The sequence below is a fragment of the Streptomyces sp. NPDC088707 genome, assembly GCF_044752725.1.
Classification (GTDB): Bacteria; Actinomycetota; Actinomycetes; order Streptomycetales; family Streptomycetaceae; genus Streptomyces.
In genome coordinates this window covers 1277052-1292228 of sequence record NZ_JBIVLV010000001.1, presented here as the reverse complement: position 1 = coordinate 1292228, position 15177 = coordinate 1277052, and the positions used below count along the sequence as shown (strand labels likewise).

Below are 15177 nucleotides of genomic sequence, written 5' to 3'. Positions count from 1 at the left end.
TGCGGTACCCGGTGCGCGGCCGGCGCGCTGCGGATGAGCTCGCGGTGGTCCGCTCCTCTGTGGCGCGAGGGATGTGGTGCGGGTCACGGGAACCCGGGGGCGGAGAGGACCAGTGCAGATCATGAACGTCTCCTCGAAGCACTCACCGTCCTCCGTCCCGTCCGTCCCCTCCGTCCCCTCCGTCTCCTCCGCCTCCGCCTCCGCCCCGACGGCGACGCGCCGGTCACTGTTGCGGGGGCTCGGCGTCGCCACGGCCGCGGGTGCCGCCGCGGTCTGCCTTCCGGTCGGCGCGGCCCACGCCGCGCCCGCCGGGCGGCCGACGCGCCGCGCCTCCGACACGTACACGCTGACCCTTGTCCATCTGGGCCGCGACGGTCGGCCGACCACCGACTACCGCACCCTGCTGACCGCGCTGTCCGGGCCCGACGCCGGCAGTGGCCGGCAGGTGAAGGAGTTGCCCGGCACCGTCACCGTCCAGGTGCCCGCCGGGCGGTACATGCTCGACTCCACCATCGGCACCAGGCCGGTGGGGGAGGAGAACTGGGGGAACGACTGGCTCGTGCAGCCCCGGCTGGACGTCGACCGGGACATGACCCTCGTGCTCGACGCGCGGGTCGCGCGCCCCGTGGACATCCGGCCGCCGGTCGCCGACGCCGGGTTCGAGCAGGCCGGGGCGTTCGCCAAGGTGACGTACGAGGGGGTCACCGGGCTCGCGAACCTGATGACGAGGTCGCTGGACCTGCGTACCGCGCACCTGGGGCCGGCCGCCGAGCGAGGGGCCGTGGAGACCTGGGTGGACTCGTACTGGAGCCGGCCGGGCGGCGTCTGCGCCCTCGGCTACGCCTTCCGGGGCGAGCGGGCGCTGACCGGTCTGGTCCGGCACCCGGCGCCCGGCGACCTGGCCACGCTGGTGGTGCGCGCGGGGGCGCCCGCGTCCGGCGGGGGAACGGGCCTCGTCGACTTCTCGCCGTCGGCAGGCCCCTCCCCGGCGCTGGCGCTGGCTGTGCCGTCGGGGAGCACCGGGACGTTCCTCCTCACGCCCGAGCGCGGCACCTGGGACCTCGTGTACGGCGCGCACTCGGAACCGGAGGGGCCCGCCAACGACTACTTCGTCCTCGGGCGCTCGTTCACGCCCGGCTCCACCACGGTGCACACCTTCGACACCCCGGTCTTCGGCCCGGCCGTGGACTCCTCGCCCGGTGCCCGGCCCGTCGCGCAGCGCACCGGCGACACCCTGGACCTGACAGTGCCGCTGCTCGCCGACGGCGACGGCCACGCGCCGTCCTCGCCCCTGTTCACCGCCTCGACCGTCACGTTGCACCGTGACGGCAAGCTGGTCGCCACCCGCCGCGGCGAGAAGCCGGGGCACGCCTCGTTCACGGTGCCGGCCGGGCGGGCCGCCTACCGGCTGACGGCGAGCGCGACGCGGTCGCGCGGGAGCGTCACGGCGGCGTGGACGTTCACCTCCGCCGCGACGGCCACCGCCACGGACCTCCCGCTGAGCGCCGTACGCTTCCGCCCCGACCTCGCGCTGGACGGCACCGCCCCGGCGCACACCACGAGCCGGGTGGCGGTGACGGTGGAGGGCGCGGCCAGGCGGTCGGGAGTGCGGTCGCTGACCGTGTCCGTGTCGACGGACCGCGGCGCCACGTGGACGCGGGCGGCGGTGACCGGCGGACGGATCACGGTGACGACGCCGGGGCCCGGCCAGGCGGTGTCGCTGCGCGCGGAGCTGACGGACGCGCACGGCAACACCCTCACCCAGACCCACATCGACGCGTACGTCACGCGGGCTGCCACCGGGGCGCGCTGACGCCCGGCTCCACCGGCCGCCGGACGAGGCCGCGCGCGTGCGGCACGCCGGTCGGCGGGTCGCTGGGGATCGGCGATCGCGACCGGCCGCCGGCGTCCCGGCGTTGACGTCAGTGGGACCAGCGGGGGTCGCGCCCCGTGAACGCGAGGAGTCGTTCCGCGCGGCTCGCCCCCTCCGGGACGGACACCGGCGGCGCGTACTTCCCGAACGAGTCGCGCACGAAGTCGACGAGCTTCGACGCGATGTCCTCCAGCGCCTCGGCCATCTCCTCGGTCAGCGGCAGGTCCTGCCCGGTGGCCCTCGCGATGTCCCAGGCGTGGAGCCCGGCGTCGAGCGCCGCGGCGGCGGTGCCGACGTCGGCCGGCATCGGTCCCATCGGGGTGGGCACGCTCTCCGCGTCCCGCCCCGACTCCCACGCCGCGGCGGACGCCTCCAGCACGGCCGTCCCCTCAGCCGACACGCAGCAAGCGGCACTACGCCGGGCCAGGGCAACGCTTCTGAACTCGCCTCGCCCGTCGATCGAGCCCTAAAGTCGGCATCCGACGTGTTCACCGTCAGCCGTGACGACGCTGGCCGGCACTTTTGCGGGGGGTATCACCGTGAGCAGCGACACCGGTTGCCAGGAGCTGTCGAGCAGCACCGGCGAAGAGAAGACCGTGCTGCGTGCACTGCTGCTGTCCACGGACGCCGTTGCCGAGATCGCGGTGATGCTGGACGTCCACGACTTCCACCACCCCGCCCATGCCCTGATCTACGCGGCAGTGCTCCGCATCTACGGCGACGGTGAAAGCCCCGACCCTCTGCGGGTCGCCACCCTTCTCGAATCCGCCGGCACCCTCGAGGCGGCCGGAGGGGGCGACTACCTCAAGTCGTTGGTCGCCCGGGGCACCGGCGAAGGCTGGCGCCGTGCCGCCGATCGCCTTCAAGCACACTCCCTGCTGCGGCGCACCAAAGAGGCCGCGGCACATGTCGAAAGCCTGGCCTCCGAGAGCGGGCCCGATGACGTCGACCGCCTCGCGGATATCGCCCAGGCGGAGATCCTGGCCGCTACCAGCCGTCGTCCTCGTGGACTGGCACCGTCCCACTCGATCGGTGACATCCTGGAAGGGGCACTGGACGAGCTGGAGGCAGCGGGTAGCACTGATGGCCCCAGCGGCGTGCCGACCGGCTTCACGGACCTCGATTCACTCACCAGCGGACTGCGCCCCGGGCACCTGACCGTCATCGCGGCCCGCCCCTCCATGGGTACCTCCACCCTTGCCCTGGACTTCATGCGGTCGGCGGCGATCGGACACGGCATTCCCGCAGCCCTGTTCACCTATGAATCCGGTCGCCAAGAGCTAGCCACCCGCATTCTCTCAGCAGAGTGCCGCGTCCCCTTGCACCACATGAGGGCTGGCACGATGAACGACGACGACTGGGTCAGGCTGGCCCGCCGCATGCCGCTTGTCGCCAAGGCACCCTTGTACATCCAAGACGAAGCATGGCCCACATTCACCGACCTGAGGGCGCAATGTCGACGTCTGGCCAGCCAACGACAGGTCAAGCTCATCGTCGTCGACAACCTTCAGATGATGACCTACGGAACCCGGCCGCTGGGTTCCCGCTACGAGGAGATCTCTGAGATCTCCCGGTGTCTGAAGCTGCTGGCTACCGAACTGGAAGTTCCCATCGTTGCTGTCTCCAAAGCCAACCGCGGGTCCGAACAGCGCACGGACAAGAAGCCGATGCTCACCGACCTCCGCGACTCCGGATCTCTCGAAGACAACGCCGACCTCGTTATCCTCCTCCACCGCGAGGACGCCTACGAGAAGGAATCACCCCGCGCCGGCGAAGCCGACTTCATCGTCGCCAAGCACCGGAACGGGCCCACCGCCACCATCACCGTCGCCTTCCAGGGCCATTACTCCCGCTTCGTCGACATGGCCCAGACCTGAAGGGAGATGTGGGGTCTCAAATCCCGTGGCACAGTCTCATTGGATCTTGGCACATGACAGCACATCAGTGAGACGCGCAGGTCAGGAGCCAGCACCCGCGCGAAGCTGTCGAGGAAGTGCCACGTTTCGTGCGACTGAACCGTGTGCCATCGCCGTGAGACAGATCGAAAGTCGCTGGTCAGCGGCCCGGCCTGTGCCACGGGCGGCGAGACCCTACAGGATTTTAGGGTCTCAGATTTCGTGGCTAAATCTCACGAGCGATGGCCAAGCGATGGCATATGTGACACGAATCTGAGACTGGCAGGTCAAGTCGCTCACTCGTATGGGTGAGGCTCGCCGAGCAGGGGGAGGCCGCCGAGTAGGCGGGAGAGAAGCGGTCAGTGGGTTGCTGCTTTTCTACGCTGATGCCCACGTTCACTCGTTGGGGGACTCCGTTACCAGCGGGACGCCGCACTGCAGGCAGCCGTTCGCGTGGTCGTCCCGGCAGACGTAGCCGATGGCACCATCCACGCACCATTCGGCGGCTTCCTCGGACAGCAGATCGGGCCCGGCATGGAGCAGCCGACGAAGTTCCGTGGTGTCTGCAATGTCGGCCGGGCGGTTGGTGAACCACTCGTCGAACCAAGGCTCGTCTCGGTGCATGCGCCAGTGCGCATTCTCCCGGTCGTCGACAGCCGTAGTGAACCGATCGACGATGCGCCCCCAACTCGGTGTTCCGAACCAGCCGCTGTCGGTCGCGCAGAAGAATTCGATCAGGGTTCGCAGGCCGAACTCCTTCTCGCGAAGGCAGTACGCTCGCCCCCAAGCGATCGCGTCCTGTGCCATCTCCGCGAGTTCTTCGCGCGGATCAGCCTCGTGCGCTGGGTCGTCAGGGTTGTGGCAGGCCAGTCCGAGCTCGAGCACGGACTGCCCTGTCGGTAGAACCCGAGACGGGTTGACGATCGCGAGACCGAGACCGATCCAGTCGACATGTTCGAACGACAGCATCGAGCGCACGAGTCGGGTGGTCGCCGTGTTGATCCGCATCATTGTGCCGCCGTGGAGCGGACTCTTCCCGGCGTGCCAGTTCTCGACGGGTGTGTTGCGCCACACGGCGAGCGTGATGCGGGTGGCAGCGAGCCACAGCAGGGCGTCGTCGTCGAGGTGCCCGAACCGCTTGGCGCACTCCTGGGCGCCGTAGGTGATCAACTCTTCCGGTTTCGGCCACCTGTGGCTGTCGGGCCCTTCAGGCGCGTACTCGTAGTCGTCGGCGTACTCGTCGAGGATCGCGCTCAACTCGGCAGCGCTGTAAGCCTCGCTGTACTCGGAGCTGTCCGGCTCCTCGACGGTGTACATGTCGTGGTCCCAGGAGACGTACACGTCGCGCCAGAGCACCACGTCATCGCACTCGCCGGCGTTGTCCATCACAACCGGCCTGATGGTGATCGGGGCAGTACGCCCGTCGGTTCGCTCGCCGTCCTTCTCGGCGGCCCATGCGGTGATGACCCCGAGCGGCTTCGGAAGGAGAGGACCGACCTCGGTGATGCTGAACGGCTCGTCGTCGTCATCGGTGTCGAACCGGCTGTTGACGAACGCGACTGCCTCGGAGGGCGTGCTGACGATGGACTGGCTACCACTCTCGTTGTCAACCACTCGCCACAACGGGCTGTTCTTCACGATGCTCTCCGATCGCGGTGAGCGCACCCGGGGCGGGTGCGATGCGCCGGGTCGCTCGGCACTGACTCCAATTATGGGCTGATCAACCCATCCGTAGTCCCGAAGGCGCTTGTCGGCGGCAACGCTCGGTACGTTCGCGTGCAACCGGCTTTTCGCGACCGCGGCGACACAGCAGAGTCCCACAGCGGAGGAGGCGAAGATGGCGCTGAACAAGAAGGGTTCCCGGCGCGTAGCCATTGACGGGATCGAGTACCGCTGGCGGATCCGCAGGAAGCCCTCCTGCATGCAGGGCCTCTGCTGGACACCGCTGACCTATGCGGTTGAAGCAGCCACCGGCAGCCAGCCGGGCACGAACTTGACCTTCACCAGCGGTCAGGCCCATCCCAGCAACTGGGTGGGCGTCGAGACGGGGCCCATTCGCCCAGCTCACGTTGTTGCCAGCATACGAGAGGCACGGGATCACGGCTGGGATCCAACCCGGGTCGGTTCTCCATTCCAGCTCGACCGATCCGCAGGATTCATCGCCCAGTCATGAGATAGAGCGGAGTAGGGCGGCGCATCTGGTCCGGCATCATGGCCTGGTGACCACATGGATGCGCTGCTACTGGGACGAGGAAGACACCTGGTTCTACTTCGAGGTCGACGCCGAAGGCTGGGTGATCCGGCAGGTCGAACTCGAAGGGCCAGAGCTGATCCCGATCGCAGCAGCTTCCCTCGCCGAGTGGCAGCGGGCCCGCGACGCAGGCCGCCTCGGTGACTACGACAGCAGATTCGGGATCACCGCCGAGCTGCCCGTTTCGGAATGGGAAGGCCACGACCCCGAACAACTCACCTTCGAGGAGTTCGAGGACGTCTGGGGCCCTGCCCGTCAGCAGATCGCATCCCGGCCCAGCTGACCTCTCGGCGCCGCACTGGCTTCTTGGCATCATCGCGACATGACCCCGACCCTTCCCCGCACCATCCGAGCCGTCGACACCGCTCAGCTCCTGGACCTGGCCCAGGAGGCCGCCATGCATGGCTTCAGCCAGCGGCTCCCGGTCGACTGGCTACGAGAGCACCTCGCCGCAGAAGCGACGCACTACCTGTCAAGGATGTCTCCTCAAGAGCAGTGCCCCACAAGCCGAAAGAAGCTGGTGAAGCGGTGCGGGTCCCGGCCGGGTGCCTTTAGTCACGGGTTGTGGTTCTGGCTCAAGTTCTGTGGTGCCGATACGGTGAGTGATCACGGCTAATCGAAAGTGCGAAGGATGAGCTGAACTTCTTGACGCCACTCCGCAGCGGTGCGGCTGTCCACCCATCCCTGAGCGAGTTTGGACCCGTCCCCCAATACCCGGTGGAGCGCCAGACGAGCCAAGGCACGCACCGACTCCGGCATCTCGGGCAGTAGTCTCCGGTTCTGGCTGGTGACGTAGGCAGCGGCGGCAACTGCCTCCGCTCCGTCCTCGCCATCGACAACCGAGCCGGAATCGACGACTCGCTGGAATGCATCCCTAATGGCGGTCAATGCCTCCTGCGGCGACAGGCTGTGGAGCCAGTCTCTGAAGTCGTCGGCGAGATCGCTCTGGAACGGTCCTGTTCCCCACGTGCCCGTATACCTCTCCTGGTATCCGCTCGTTGAGCCGCGGCCAGCATCTCAGCAGCCACTGACACCTTTCACGGCGCAAGGAGCACTCGCTTGCGGAGCAGGGCAAAGCCGGCCCGGCCGAACATCTGGCGCTTGAGCATCTTGATGCGGTTGACATGGCCTTCGACCACGCCTGAGTTCCAGGGCAGGGTCAGTCCGGCGGTGACAGCTGTCGGCGTACTCGCCTATGTGCCAGGGCTTCGGCGTAGCCGGCGGGCGTCCATTTCATGATCATTTGAGATGAAGAGAGGGCGAGCGGATGGTTCCTGCTCACTTCCATTGCGCCTCGGAAACCTTGCGTCTCACCCGCACCGTCGGGTGGAGCGAGCCGACTGCGCTAGGAGATGATCCCGTGTGTGGCTGAAGATGCAGGTCAAGACGCGGATGAGGCTTGTGCATGGGCTGAGCGACTGGGTTGGGCGTTCGGACTCATAGCGGAGGATCCCGCTGCGAGAGGTGCAGCGCTCGTCCATCTGGCGGAGGCCCAGAGGAAGGTCACGGACGCGCTCGCCCGGTCTAACGAGATGTGGCTGCTGACGCGGCCCCTGGGAGCGGACGAGCAGTACCGGGAGCCGGCCTTTCTGCAGGCGCGCCGGAGGCATCAGCAAGCCCAGAGGCGTTCGCTGCCTGATGGGGTGTGGGGTGGTCTTGTGGGAGGCAGGGACCTGGCGGCGTGGCCGGGGCTGCCCTATGTGTTGCTCTTCCTGGAGTGGGAGGCGAAGTACCCGCTTGAGTGGACGCAGCATGCGAAGGCGTGGGGCACGAAGCAGAGCCTGATCCGGGAGGTGGCCCGTGCTCGCCACGAGGAGGCGGTCAAGGCGAAGCTCACCGACCTGGTCGAGATCGTCGTTCAGCGGGCATATCGCTGCAAGGACCGCGAATACGTGCGGGTTGCCCGGGCTGTCGACAGCGCTGATCTTCGGGGCAGGCTCGATCGGGCAGCTGATTCGGACAGTCCGTGGGCCCGGTGCCATGCCGGGTATGTGCTCTGGCTCCTTGACCGCCCCGACCTGCCGAACACCCGTCGTGTCTGGCAGACCTGGGTGGCAGGCGAGGCTGCGGCGTTGATGTGAGCGGGGGCGATGCAGGGAAGGTTTCCGTGATCATGGAGCGCTCTGCACCCCGTAATCTGCCTGGAAGACCGTGCCTGCCGACGCATCATCCCTGATTCCGCCCGCCCTTGACCGACTTCGCGAGCAGTCCGACGTCGGGCCGGGGGAGGTACTCGGCCTGCTGGAGCGGCTGGCTCAGGTGCCAGATCCGCGTGATCCGCGCGGCGCGCGCCATGCCCTGGCCATCGTGCTCACGCTGACCGCGTGCGCGGTGCTGACCGGCGCGACCTCGCTGCTGGCGGTCGGCGAGTGGATTGCGGACGCGCCGCCGCACGTGCTGGAGCGACTCGGCGTGCGCCCCGATCCAGTACTGCCCCGAAGGCTCGTGCCCTCGGAGGCGACGGTCCGCCGGCTGCTCGCCCGCATCGACGGTGATGCCCTGGACCGGGCGGTTGGCGGATGGCTTGCCGACCGCCAGCCCGAAAGCACCGAGCTGCGCGGACTGTCCGTGGACGGCAAGTCCCTGCGCGGCGCGGCGAAGGCCCAGGGGCGGAGGATCTACCTGCTCGCCGCGGTGGAGCATGCCACCGGGTTGGTCCTGGCCCAACTCGACGTCGGCGAGAAGACCAATGAGGTCACCCGCTTCCAGCCGCTGCTCGACACCGTCGCCGACCTGGCCGCAACCGTGGTCACCAGCGACGCGCTCCATACGCAACGCGAGCACGCCGCCTACCTCCTGGGCCGCGGTGCTCATTACATCGCGATCGTCAAGGGCAACCAGAAGAAGCTGCGCAAACAGCTGAAGTCCATTCCCTGGAAGGACATCCCGTTGCAGGGACGCACCCGGAGCACCGGCCACGGCCGCGCGGAAATCCGCCGGATCAAGGTTGCCACCGTGAACAACTTGCTCTTCCCCGGCGCCCGCCAGGCCGTCCAGATCAAGCGCCGCCGCACCGATCGCAAGTCCGGCAAGACCACCATCACGACCATCTACGCCGTCACCAGCCTGCCCGCCGAGCAGGCCACCCCCGTCCAACTCGCGAGAATGATCCGTGATCACTGGAAGATCGAGACCCTCCACCACGTCCGCGACACCACCTTCGCCGAGGACGCCTCCCAGCTGCGGACCGGCAACGCACCCCGCGTGATGGCGACCTGGCGCAACCTCGCCGTCGGCGTCCTCCGGCTGAGCGGCGTCAAGAACATCGCCGCCGGCCTCCGCCGCAACGCACGCGACGCCCGCCGACCCCTCGCACTCCTCGGCCTCGCGTGATCACAAAACGGGCGCCCGCCGATAACGCCGAAGCCCTGGCCTATGTGCAGAGCCGCGTACGGATGAACGTGCAGAGCAAGGAGACCTGTGAAGCGCGGGCGTCGTGGTTCGAGATGATGGAGCGGTGTCTCTTCGCTATGTCAATCAGACTGGCTGGACCGCGATCTTCAATGGCACCGACACCGAGGTCGGCCGCATGGTGCGTGTGGAGGGCTGGGACCAGGCGACCGGGACGGCCCTGGTCGTCGATCCCAAGCGTGGTGCCCTGCGTGCGGTGACGGACTACGAGGACTTCTCCCATCTGGAGCGAGCTGACCGGGTCGTGGCCGCGGTGCCTGGCGGAGGGTGGCGGGGTGCACTGGAAGGACGAGGGCCCGGGTAGAACGCCGCTGACGGAACAGGTGCTGGCCTGGCTCATCACGTCGCAGGGGCGTGCGACGGCCATCACGGTTGATGCTCAGGGGCATGTCGAGGATGCCGATGGCGCCGACGCCTTCATCCCGCCGGGCCAGGACCTGGGGTCCTGATCGTAGCTGGTCAGGCCACGTCGTTCTCTCGCTCGATGGCCTGGAGGCGGTTCTTCAGCCGGTAGCTGGGGCCGTTGATGGAGATCACTTCGCAGTGGTGGAGGAGCCGGTCGAGCATCGCGGTGGCCAGGACCTCGTCGCCGAACACTCGGCCCCATTCGCTGAAGGTCTTGTTCGAGGTCAGGATGATCGAGCCCTTCTCGTAGCGCTTGGAGATGACCTGGAAGACCAGGTTCGCTTCCGCTCGTTCGAGCGGTTGGTAGCCGACCTCGTCGATCACGAGAACGGCGGGCCGCAGGTAGGTTCCGAGCTTGTTCGTCAGACGGCCGGTGGTCTCGGCGGCTTCGAGGTTGCGGACCATGTCGTCGAGGCTGGTGAAGTAGATCGAGTAGCCGGCCCGGCAGGCCGCGACCGCCAGGGCGACGGCGATGTGCGTCTTGCCGACCCCCGGCGGCCCGAGCAGAGCGCCGTTCGCCTTGCCCTCGACGAAGGAGAGGGTCTGCTGCCCCATCATCGAAACCGGCACCGACTCCTACCGCCTCGCCAGCACTCGAGCTCGCGCCGAGGAGTCGTCCAAGGCCGGCTGATCCCTGCCGCTACCTACCTCGACGGCCCGCCGCCCTCCGGGCGGCGGGCCGTCCTCGCCGAACCCAGTCGTTCACCCGGCAGGTTCACTCAATCCATCGTCCGTGAAGCGGCCGCTTCGATGCCTGATGCCCGCAGCTTCCGCGCCAGGAGCTCCATCTCGGGCAGGGTCCCTGAGTACTGCCCGGTCAAGACCTGCTCCAGCACGGCCCGGACGCCGTCCAGGCCGATGCCGAGTTCCGCCCGCAGAACCCGCATGATGGCGGCGTTCCTCGTCGGCGGGGCTACCCGCAACCTCGCCCGCCCGTGCTCGGAGAGCAGTCGGCCACGCAGTTCCTCTGACAGGTCACCGCCACACAGCCAGGGCAAACCCGCAGGCCGGACACGTCGACTCAACATCCCACCTCAGCACCTCGCCCACCAGCGCCTGAACGCCGCACCACTCCGCCTCGGCACCGCACCCCTGGCACACAGCGGAGTACCTGATGGACTCAACCAAGATCGACTTTTCCATGATCCCACCCTCCCCAAGGCGAGAGGTTAGACGGCAGGCCGCGACGTCTCCCCGGGACGCCAACATGTCCCCCTGACACCCGAGCCAGCGGTCCAGGCCGCGCTGGTCCATGCGCTGACGCTATCTCTCGGGTTCTGGCTCAGGTTCTGTGACGGGGCCACGCTGAGTGACGGCCGAGCTTCTCTGGGCAGTGCGTGCAGTCGTCCGAAAATCAGCCGTGGTCAAGGCAGCTGGGCTGACAGTTCGGGTCCGTGGAAGAGATCGTGCCCCGGTTGAAGGAGCTGTTGTTCTTGTCGATCGCTGACGTCGCGGTGCTGTCGGTGGACGTGAGCAGCGCGATAGTGCGGGTCGACGCGGAATGCACTGCGAACGGTGCCGCCTGCCCAGCGTGCCGGGTCTGTCGAACCGGGTTCATGGTTCCTACCTGCGGTTTCCCGCTGATGTGCCCAGCGCCGGACGAAGCGTTGTTCTTCTGAGGGTCCGCCGGTTCGCCTGCCGGAACTCGGATTGCGCACGCCGGACCTTCGTCGAGCAGATACCCGGCCTGACCCGTCGGCACGGTCAGCGAACCGAGCGGCTGCGCGCGACGCTGGCTGCGGTCGGTCTCGCCCTGGCGGGCCGTGCCGGCGCTCGGCTGAGCCCGTCACCCGGAGCACCGTCCTGCGCCTGGTCGACGCCCTTCCCGAGCCGGAAGTGCCCGCCCCGCGTGTGGTGGGCGTTGACGAGTACGCCACCCGCAAGGGCCGCCACTACGGCACCGTTCTCGTCGACGTGGAGACCCGCCGTCCTGTCGACCTGCTGCCCGACCGGGCGGCATCGAGCCTGGCGGCCTGGCTCGCCGATCGGCCCGGCGTCGAGGTCGTGTGCCGGGACCGGGCGCCGTTCTTCGCCGAGGGCGCCACCGCCGGTGCACCGCAGGCCGTCCAGGTCGCGGACCGGTGGCATCTCTGGCCCAACCTGAGCGAGGCCGCCGAGCGGAGCGTCGCCCAGCACCGTCGCTGCCTCCGCGCGCTGGTCCCCACGGTTCCCGCACCCGCTCCCGAACCCGAGGCCGTCCCGGCAGCGGACTCGTCCGGTTCTCCTTGGCCGCGCGGGCACCGATTCGCCGATCGGACCCGGTCCCGGCATGCCGCCGTCCACGCACTGCTGAAGGCGGGGCACAGCCGACGGTCGGTGCAGCGGCAGCTCGGGATGACCTATCGCACCGTCAAGCAGCTCGCCGACACCGCAACACCGGAAGAGCTGTTCACCGGTCAGTGGCAGAACCGGCCCTCCGTCCTCGACGACAAGCTTTACCTGGACGACCGCTGGAACGAGGGCCACACCCATGCCTGGAAGCTGTGGGAGGAGATCGCGCCACTCGGCTACAAGGGCAGCTACCAGCGCGTTCGCTGGGCTCGAACGGGTCGCTCGCGGGCGGGAGACCCGTGATCTGCATGACCAGCGCCTGCTGGTCCAGGCGTGCGTGGTTCAGTACCTGACGTACCGTCCACTCCGAGCACGGTGTCGCGTTCCCCCAGGCTCCGGCGGGGACGCCGCGCACGGCGGTGAGCAGGTAGCCGTGTGCGTCGGCGAGTAGCTTGAAACCGTCGACGGTCATCCGTCGCCCCTCCCGTGGTCCCACGATCGAGCCGCCACCATGGAGCGGCATCGCATCCGGCGTCCGGCCGTTCGCCAAGGCGGCACCGGAACCGGCATCGGAACCGGCATCGGAACCGGCATCGGCACCCGCGCCGACATCAGCGCCGCACCGGCGCAGACGTGTCGCGCGCTTGGGGCGAACGGCGCTTCGTCAGGCGGCGCCTGCCCTGCCCGTGACATCGTGGTGGCCATGACCATCGTGGTGCGCCCGGCTTCGGTCTTCGAGGATGTCCGTACCCTGGTCGGTCCGAAGTCACCCGGGGCCAACGTCTGCTGGTGCCTCAGCTACCGGATCCCGTCCACGCTCAACAACGAGCTCCGTGGGCCGGCCCGCGGTGAGTACGTCGCCGAGCTGTGCCGGACGGAACCGCCTCCGGGGGTGCTCGCCTACGACGGTGACGAACCGGTCGGCTGGGCGGCCGTGGCACCGCGTTCGGACACCTCCTTCGCGCGCAGCCGCAAGATCCCGCACGTCGACGACCTGCCGGTCTGGTCGTTGTGGTGCGTCCGCGTACGCCCCGGTCATCGGAGGAAGGGAATCTCGCACGCCCGCATCGCCGGTGCGGTCGAGTTCGCCCGCGCCCACGGCGCTCCGGCGGTCGAGGCGTACCCGATCGACAGCGGCGACGCCAAGGTCGACATGACGATGGCGTACGCCGGGATCCGGAAGAACTTCGAACGCGCCGGCTTCACCCACGCCGCCGACACCACTTCGGTGCTCGCCGGCCACCCCCGGGTCCTGATGCGGCTCGACCTGCGCTGACAGCTCCGCTTCGCCCTGCGGGCCTCAGCCGACGTGGACGTGGGGGCGGCCGGTCGCGGTCGGGTTCCGCCTCACGCAGGACCTCGCGGATCGCACCTGCCTGACCGGCGACGGGCCGTGTGACCCGGAACACGCTCGCGCTCGCGTCGGCCTCCTGACCAGGGGGTTCTGGGCGTCTCCACCCGGGCGAGGGGGGGAGACGGCCGGCCTTCTCGGCGGCCGCGCTCGCGGGGTGGTGTGGAAGGTGAGATCGGGGGCAGGCGGGTGATGAGCGCATGGGACCGCTCACCGTGCCCACGGACTTGCCGTCTCCCCCTTCCCGGCAAGCCTGTGAGCAGTCGAATGGCCCGCAGCACCCGGCAGGGGTGCGGGCCATTCGGCATGCCCCCACCCGCGGCGCGCTGGAGTGCGGGCGCGGTCCGGCCGATCACTCAGGTATGGCTTCCGAGACCGCCTCCTCAGGCACCCCGCCCGCCGCCCCGCCCGCCGAGGCCGAACGCCATGCCTCGTGGCTGGAGTTGTTCTTCGATCTCATCGCCGTCGCGGGTGTCGCCCAGCTGGCGCACCTGCTGCACGGCACTCCGGGTGCGGACGACCTCGGCTTCTACTGCCTGCTGTACCTGGCGTTCTGGACGGCGTGGATGTGCTTCACGACGTACGGCAACGTCGCCGCCGACAAGGTGCACACCCGAACGGTCCTGATCGGCATGTTCGGGCTCGCTGTCATGGCCGCGGCCGTTCCCGAGATCCGCTCGGACCACGCCCGAGCCTTCGCCCTCGCGTATGTGCTCGTGCGACTCCTGGCCGCGCGGGTCTGGCAGCGGCGGGGAGAGGTCGTCGCGGACTGGCCGATCGCGCAGCTGTCGGCGGGGGTCGTGCCGTGGATCGTGTCCGTATGGGCCGACGCACCGGCCCGCTACTGGCTGTGGGCGGCCGGCCTAGCCGTCGACCTGGGGCTCACGTTCGCCCGGTCCCGCAACCAGATCCTGGCCCGGGCCAGGCAGGAGTGGGAGGAGCACGCCGCCGGCCACGAGCGGCCGACCCGCCCGCAGCCGGTGGCCGCCCGCATCGACGCCCGGCACCTCGACGAGCGGCTGGGGCTGTTCACCCTCATCGTGATCGGCGAGAGCGTCGCGCTGACGGTGGAGGCCTCCTCGGAAGTCGAGTGGACCTCCCGACTCGCCGGGCTGGCGGTGGGCTCCTTCGTTCTGCTGCTCGCGCTGTGGGCGCTCGCTGTGCGCCGTTCGTGCGGGGTGCCGTTGCTCGGCTTCGGCGTGCTCGCCCCGCGATTCGCGCTGCCGATGCACTGCGTGTCGACCGGGGCGCTCGCCGCGCTGGCCGCCTCCCTCGGTGGGGCGGTGGTGCACGCCGACGGGCAGCTGCCGTCCGGGATGCGCTGGCTCATGTGCGGCAGCATCACGGTGTTCCTCTCCGTCGGCCTTCTGGCGGGAGCGGTCTCGGGCCGGGGCGCCTCCTGGGTCCTGGGGGCCGGCGTGCCCGTGGTCGTCGCACCGGTTGTGCTGGGAGCCTTGGCCGGCCACGGATTCCCGGCGGCCCTGGTGTGGGCCCTGGTGGCGGTGGCGCGCTGGCCCTGGCTGTACGAGAAGCTGACGGGACGGCGGCACGACACCTCGGACGTCCGGTCGTAGCCCGTCCCCGGCCCGCGGACCGCTCCGGCCCACGTGCACGTCGGCCCGTGACGCAGGGTGCGTGATCCCGTGATCCCGCCATCCCCTGCGGTCCAGGTGCTCCAGGTGGCCCCCGTGGCCGTGCGAGGGCCTGTCCGGCGGGGCAC

The 15177-nt window shown here is 69.1% G+C and carries 14 protein-coding genes and 3 pseudogenes; 11 read left to right on the top strand and 6 right to left on the bottom strand.

Annotated features, from left to right (window positions below; all coding sequences use genetic code 11):
- Positions 1 to 121 precede the first annotated feature (121 nt).
- On the top strand, positions 122 to 1813 hold the full coding sequence (locus ACIP84_RS05765) for a serine protease (protein ID WP_401794915.1): 1692 nt from the start codon (positions 122 to 124) through the stop codon (positions 1811 to 1813).
- A 109-nt stretch (positions 1814 to 1922) separates the two neighbouring features.
- On the opposite strand, the gene ACIP84_RS05760 is transcribed toward ACIP84_RS05765, so the two are convergent.
- Positions 1923 to 2252 carry a hypothetical protein gene (locus ACIP84_RS05760; RefSeq protein WP_401794913.1) on the bottom strand — a complete coding sequence of 110 codons (330 nt, stop codon included), beginning with the start codon at positions 2250 to 2252 and terminating at the stop codon, positions 1923 to 1925.
- A gap of 121 nt (positions 2253 to 2373) precedes the next feature.
- Between ACIP84_RS05760 and ACIP84_RS05755 the strand changes: the two genes are divergently transcribed.
- Complete coding sequence (locus ACIP84_RS05755; protein WP_401794911.1) at positions 2374 to 3750, top strand: replicative DNA helicase; 1377 nt, start codon at positions 2374 to 2376, stop codon at positions 3748 to 3750.
- Positions 3751 to 4164: 414 nt separating this feature from the next.
- Here the strand turns inward: ACIP84_RS05755 and ACIP84_RS05750 are convergent, their stop codons facing one another.
- Entirely contained in the window at positions 4165 to 5406 is a 1242-nt protein-coding gene (locus ACIP84_RS05750; RefSeq protein WP_401794909.1) for a hypothetical protein, read from the bottom strand.
- Positions 5407 to 5605: 199 nt separating this feature from the next.
- On the opposite strand from ACIP84_RS05750, the gene ACIP84_RS05745 reads away from it, so the two are divergent.
- Both ACIP84_RS05745 and ACIP84_RS05740 read left to right on the top strand, forming a co-directional pair.
- Positions 5606 to 5941, top strand: a complete 336-nt coding sequence (locus tag ACIP84_RS05745) for a hypothetical protein (RefSeq protein ID WP_401794907.1) — start codon at positions 5606 to 5608, stop codon at positions 5939 to 5941.
- Positions 5942 to 5999: 58 nt separating this feature from the next.
- Positions 6000 to 6302 (top strand): hypothetical protein, encoded by a 303-nt coding sequence (locus ACIP84_RS05740; protein WP_037645701.1) that lies wholly within the window; start codon positions 6000 to 6002, stop codon positions 6300 to 6302.
- Positions 6303 to 6631: 329 nt separating this feature from the next.
- Here ACIP84_RS05740 and ACIP84_RS05735 read toward each other — a convergent pair.
- Positions 6632 to 6979, bottom strand: a pseudogene (locus tag ACIP84_RS05735) (DUF4259 domain-containing protein); the annotation flags it as partial.
- Between the two features lie 404 nt (positions 6980 to 7383).
- Between ACIP84_RS05735 and ACIP84_RS05730 the strand changes: the two are divergent.
- From ACIP84_RS05730 to ACIP84_RS05720, 3 genes are all read left to right on the top strand, one after another.
- A complete protein-coding gene (locus tag ACIP84_RS05730; protein WP_401794905.1) occupies positions 7384 to 8100 on the top strand; it encodes a hypothetical protein in 717 nt (238 codons plus the stop codon).
- A 70-nt stretch (positions 8101 to 8170) separates the two neighbouring features.
- Positions 8171 to 9352 carry an ISAs1 family transposase gene (locus ACIP84_RS05725; RefSeq protein WP_401794902.1) on the top strand — a complete coding sequence of 394 codons (1182 nt, stop codon included), beginning with the start codon at positions 8171 to 8173 and terminating at the stop codon, positions 9350 to 9352.
- 353 nt (positions 9353 to 9705) lie between these two features.
- Positions 9706 to 9879 (top strand): hypothetical protein, encoded by a 174-nt coding sequence (locus tag ACIP84_RS05720; RefSeq protein ID WP_401794899.1) that lies wholly within the window; start codon positions 9706 to 9708, stop codon positions 9877 to 9879.
- Positions 9880 to 9889: 10 nt separating this feature from the next.
- On the opposite strand, the pseudogene istB reads toward ACIP84_RS05720, so the two are convergent.
- Positions 9890 to 10378 (bottom strand): annotated as a pseudogene (istB, locus tag ACIP84_RS05715) (IS21-like element helper ATPase IstB); the annotation flags it as partial.
- Positions 10379 to 10554: 176 nt separating this feature from the next.
- Positions 10555 to 10722 carry a hypothetical protein gene (locus ACIP84_RS05710; protein WP_401794897.1) on the bottom strand — a complete coding sequence of 56 codons (168 nt, stop codon included), beginning with the start codon at positions 10720 to 10722 and terminating at the stop codon, positions 10555 to 10557.
- 507 nt (positions 10723 to 11229) lie between these two features.
- On the opposite strand from ACIP84_RS05710, the gene ACIP84_RS05705 reads away from it, so the two are divergent.
- Together ACIP84_RS05705 and ACIP84_RS05700 are read left to right on the top strand one after the other, a co-directional pair.
- Positions 11230 to 11454 carry a hypothetical protein gene (locus ACIP84_RS05705; protein WP_401794894.1) on the top strand — a complete coding sequence of 75 codons (225 nt, stop codon included), beginning with the start codon at positions 11230 to 11232 and terminating at the stop codon, positions 11452 to 11454.
- A 232-nt stretch (positions 11455 to 11686) separates the two neighbouring features.
- Entirely contained in the window at positions 11687 to 12409 is a 723-nt protein-coding gene (locus ACIP84_RS05700) for a transposase (protein ID WP_401794891.1), read from the top strand.
- Between the two features lie 52 nt (positions 12410 to 12461).
- Here the strand turns inward: ACIP84_RS05700 and ACIP84_RS05695 are convergent.
- Positions 12462 to 12578: pseudogene (locus tag ACIP84_RS05695) on the bottom strand (TIGR03086 family protein); the annotation flags it as partial.
- Positions 12579 to 12809: 231 nt separating this feature from the next.
- On the opposite strand from ACIP84_RS05695, the gene ACIP84_RS05690 reads away from it, so the two are divergent.
- A complete protein-coding gene (locus tag ACIP84_RS05690; protein WP_401794888.1) occupies positions 12810 to 13382 on the top strand; it encodes a GNAT family N-acetyltransferase in 573 nt (190 codons plus the stop codon).
- 437 nt (positions 13383 to 13819) lie between these two features.
- Positions 13820 to 15031, top strand: a complete 1212-nt coding sequence (locus ACIP84_RS05685; RefSeq protein ID WP_401794885.1) for a low temperature requirement protein A — start codon at positions 13820 to 13822, stop codon at positions 15029 to 15031.
- The last annotated feature ends 146 nt before the right edge of the window (positions 15032 to 15177 follow it).

Excerpts from the sequence above, each read along its gene's own strand:
- ACIP84_RS05765 (WP_401794915.1), top strand. The coding sequence starts at position 122 with ATGAACGTCTCCTCGAAGCACTCACCGTCCTCCGTCCCGTCCGTCCCC.
- ACIP84_RS05745 (WP_401794907.1), top strand. The coding sequence starts at position 5,606 with ATGGCGCTGAACAAGAAGGGTTCCCGGCGCGTAGCCATTGACGGGATC.
- ACIP84_RS05740 (WP_037645701.1), top strand. The coding sequence starts at position 6,000 with ATGCGCTGCTACTGGGACGAGGAAGACACCTGGTTCTACTTCGAGGTC.
- ACIP84_RS05710 (WP_401794897.1), bottom strand. The coding sequence starts at position 10,722 with ATGCGGGTTCTGCGGGCGGAACTCGGCATCGGCCTGGACGGCGTCCGG.
- ACIP84_RS05690 (WP_401794888.1), top strand. The coding sequence starts at position 12,810 with ATGACCATCGTGGTGCGCCCGGCTTCGGTCTTCGAGGATGTCCGTACC.
- ACIP84_RS05685 (WP_401794885.1), top strand. The coding sequence starts at position 13,820 with ATGGCTTCCGAGACCGCCTCCTCAGGCACCCCGCCCGCCGCCCCGCCC.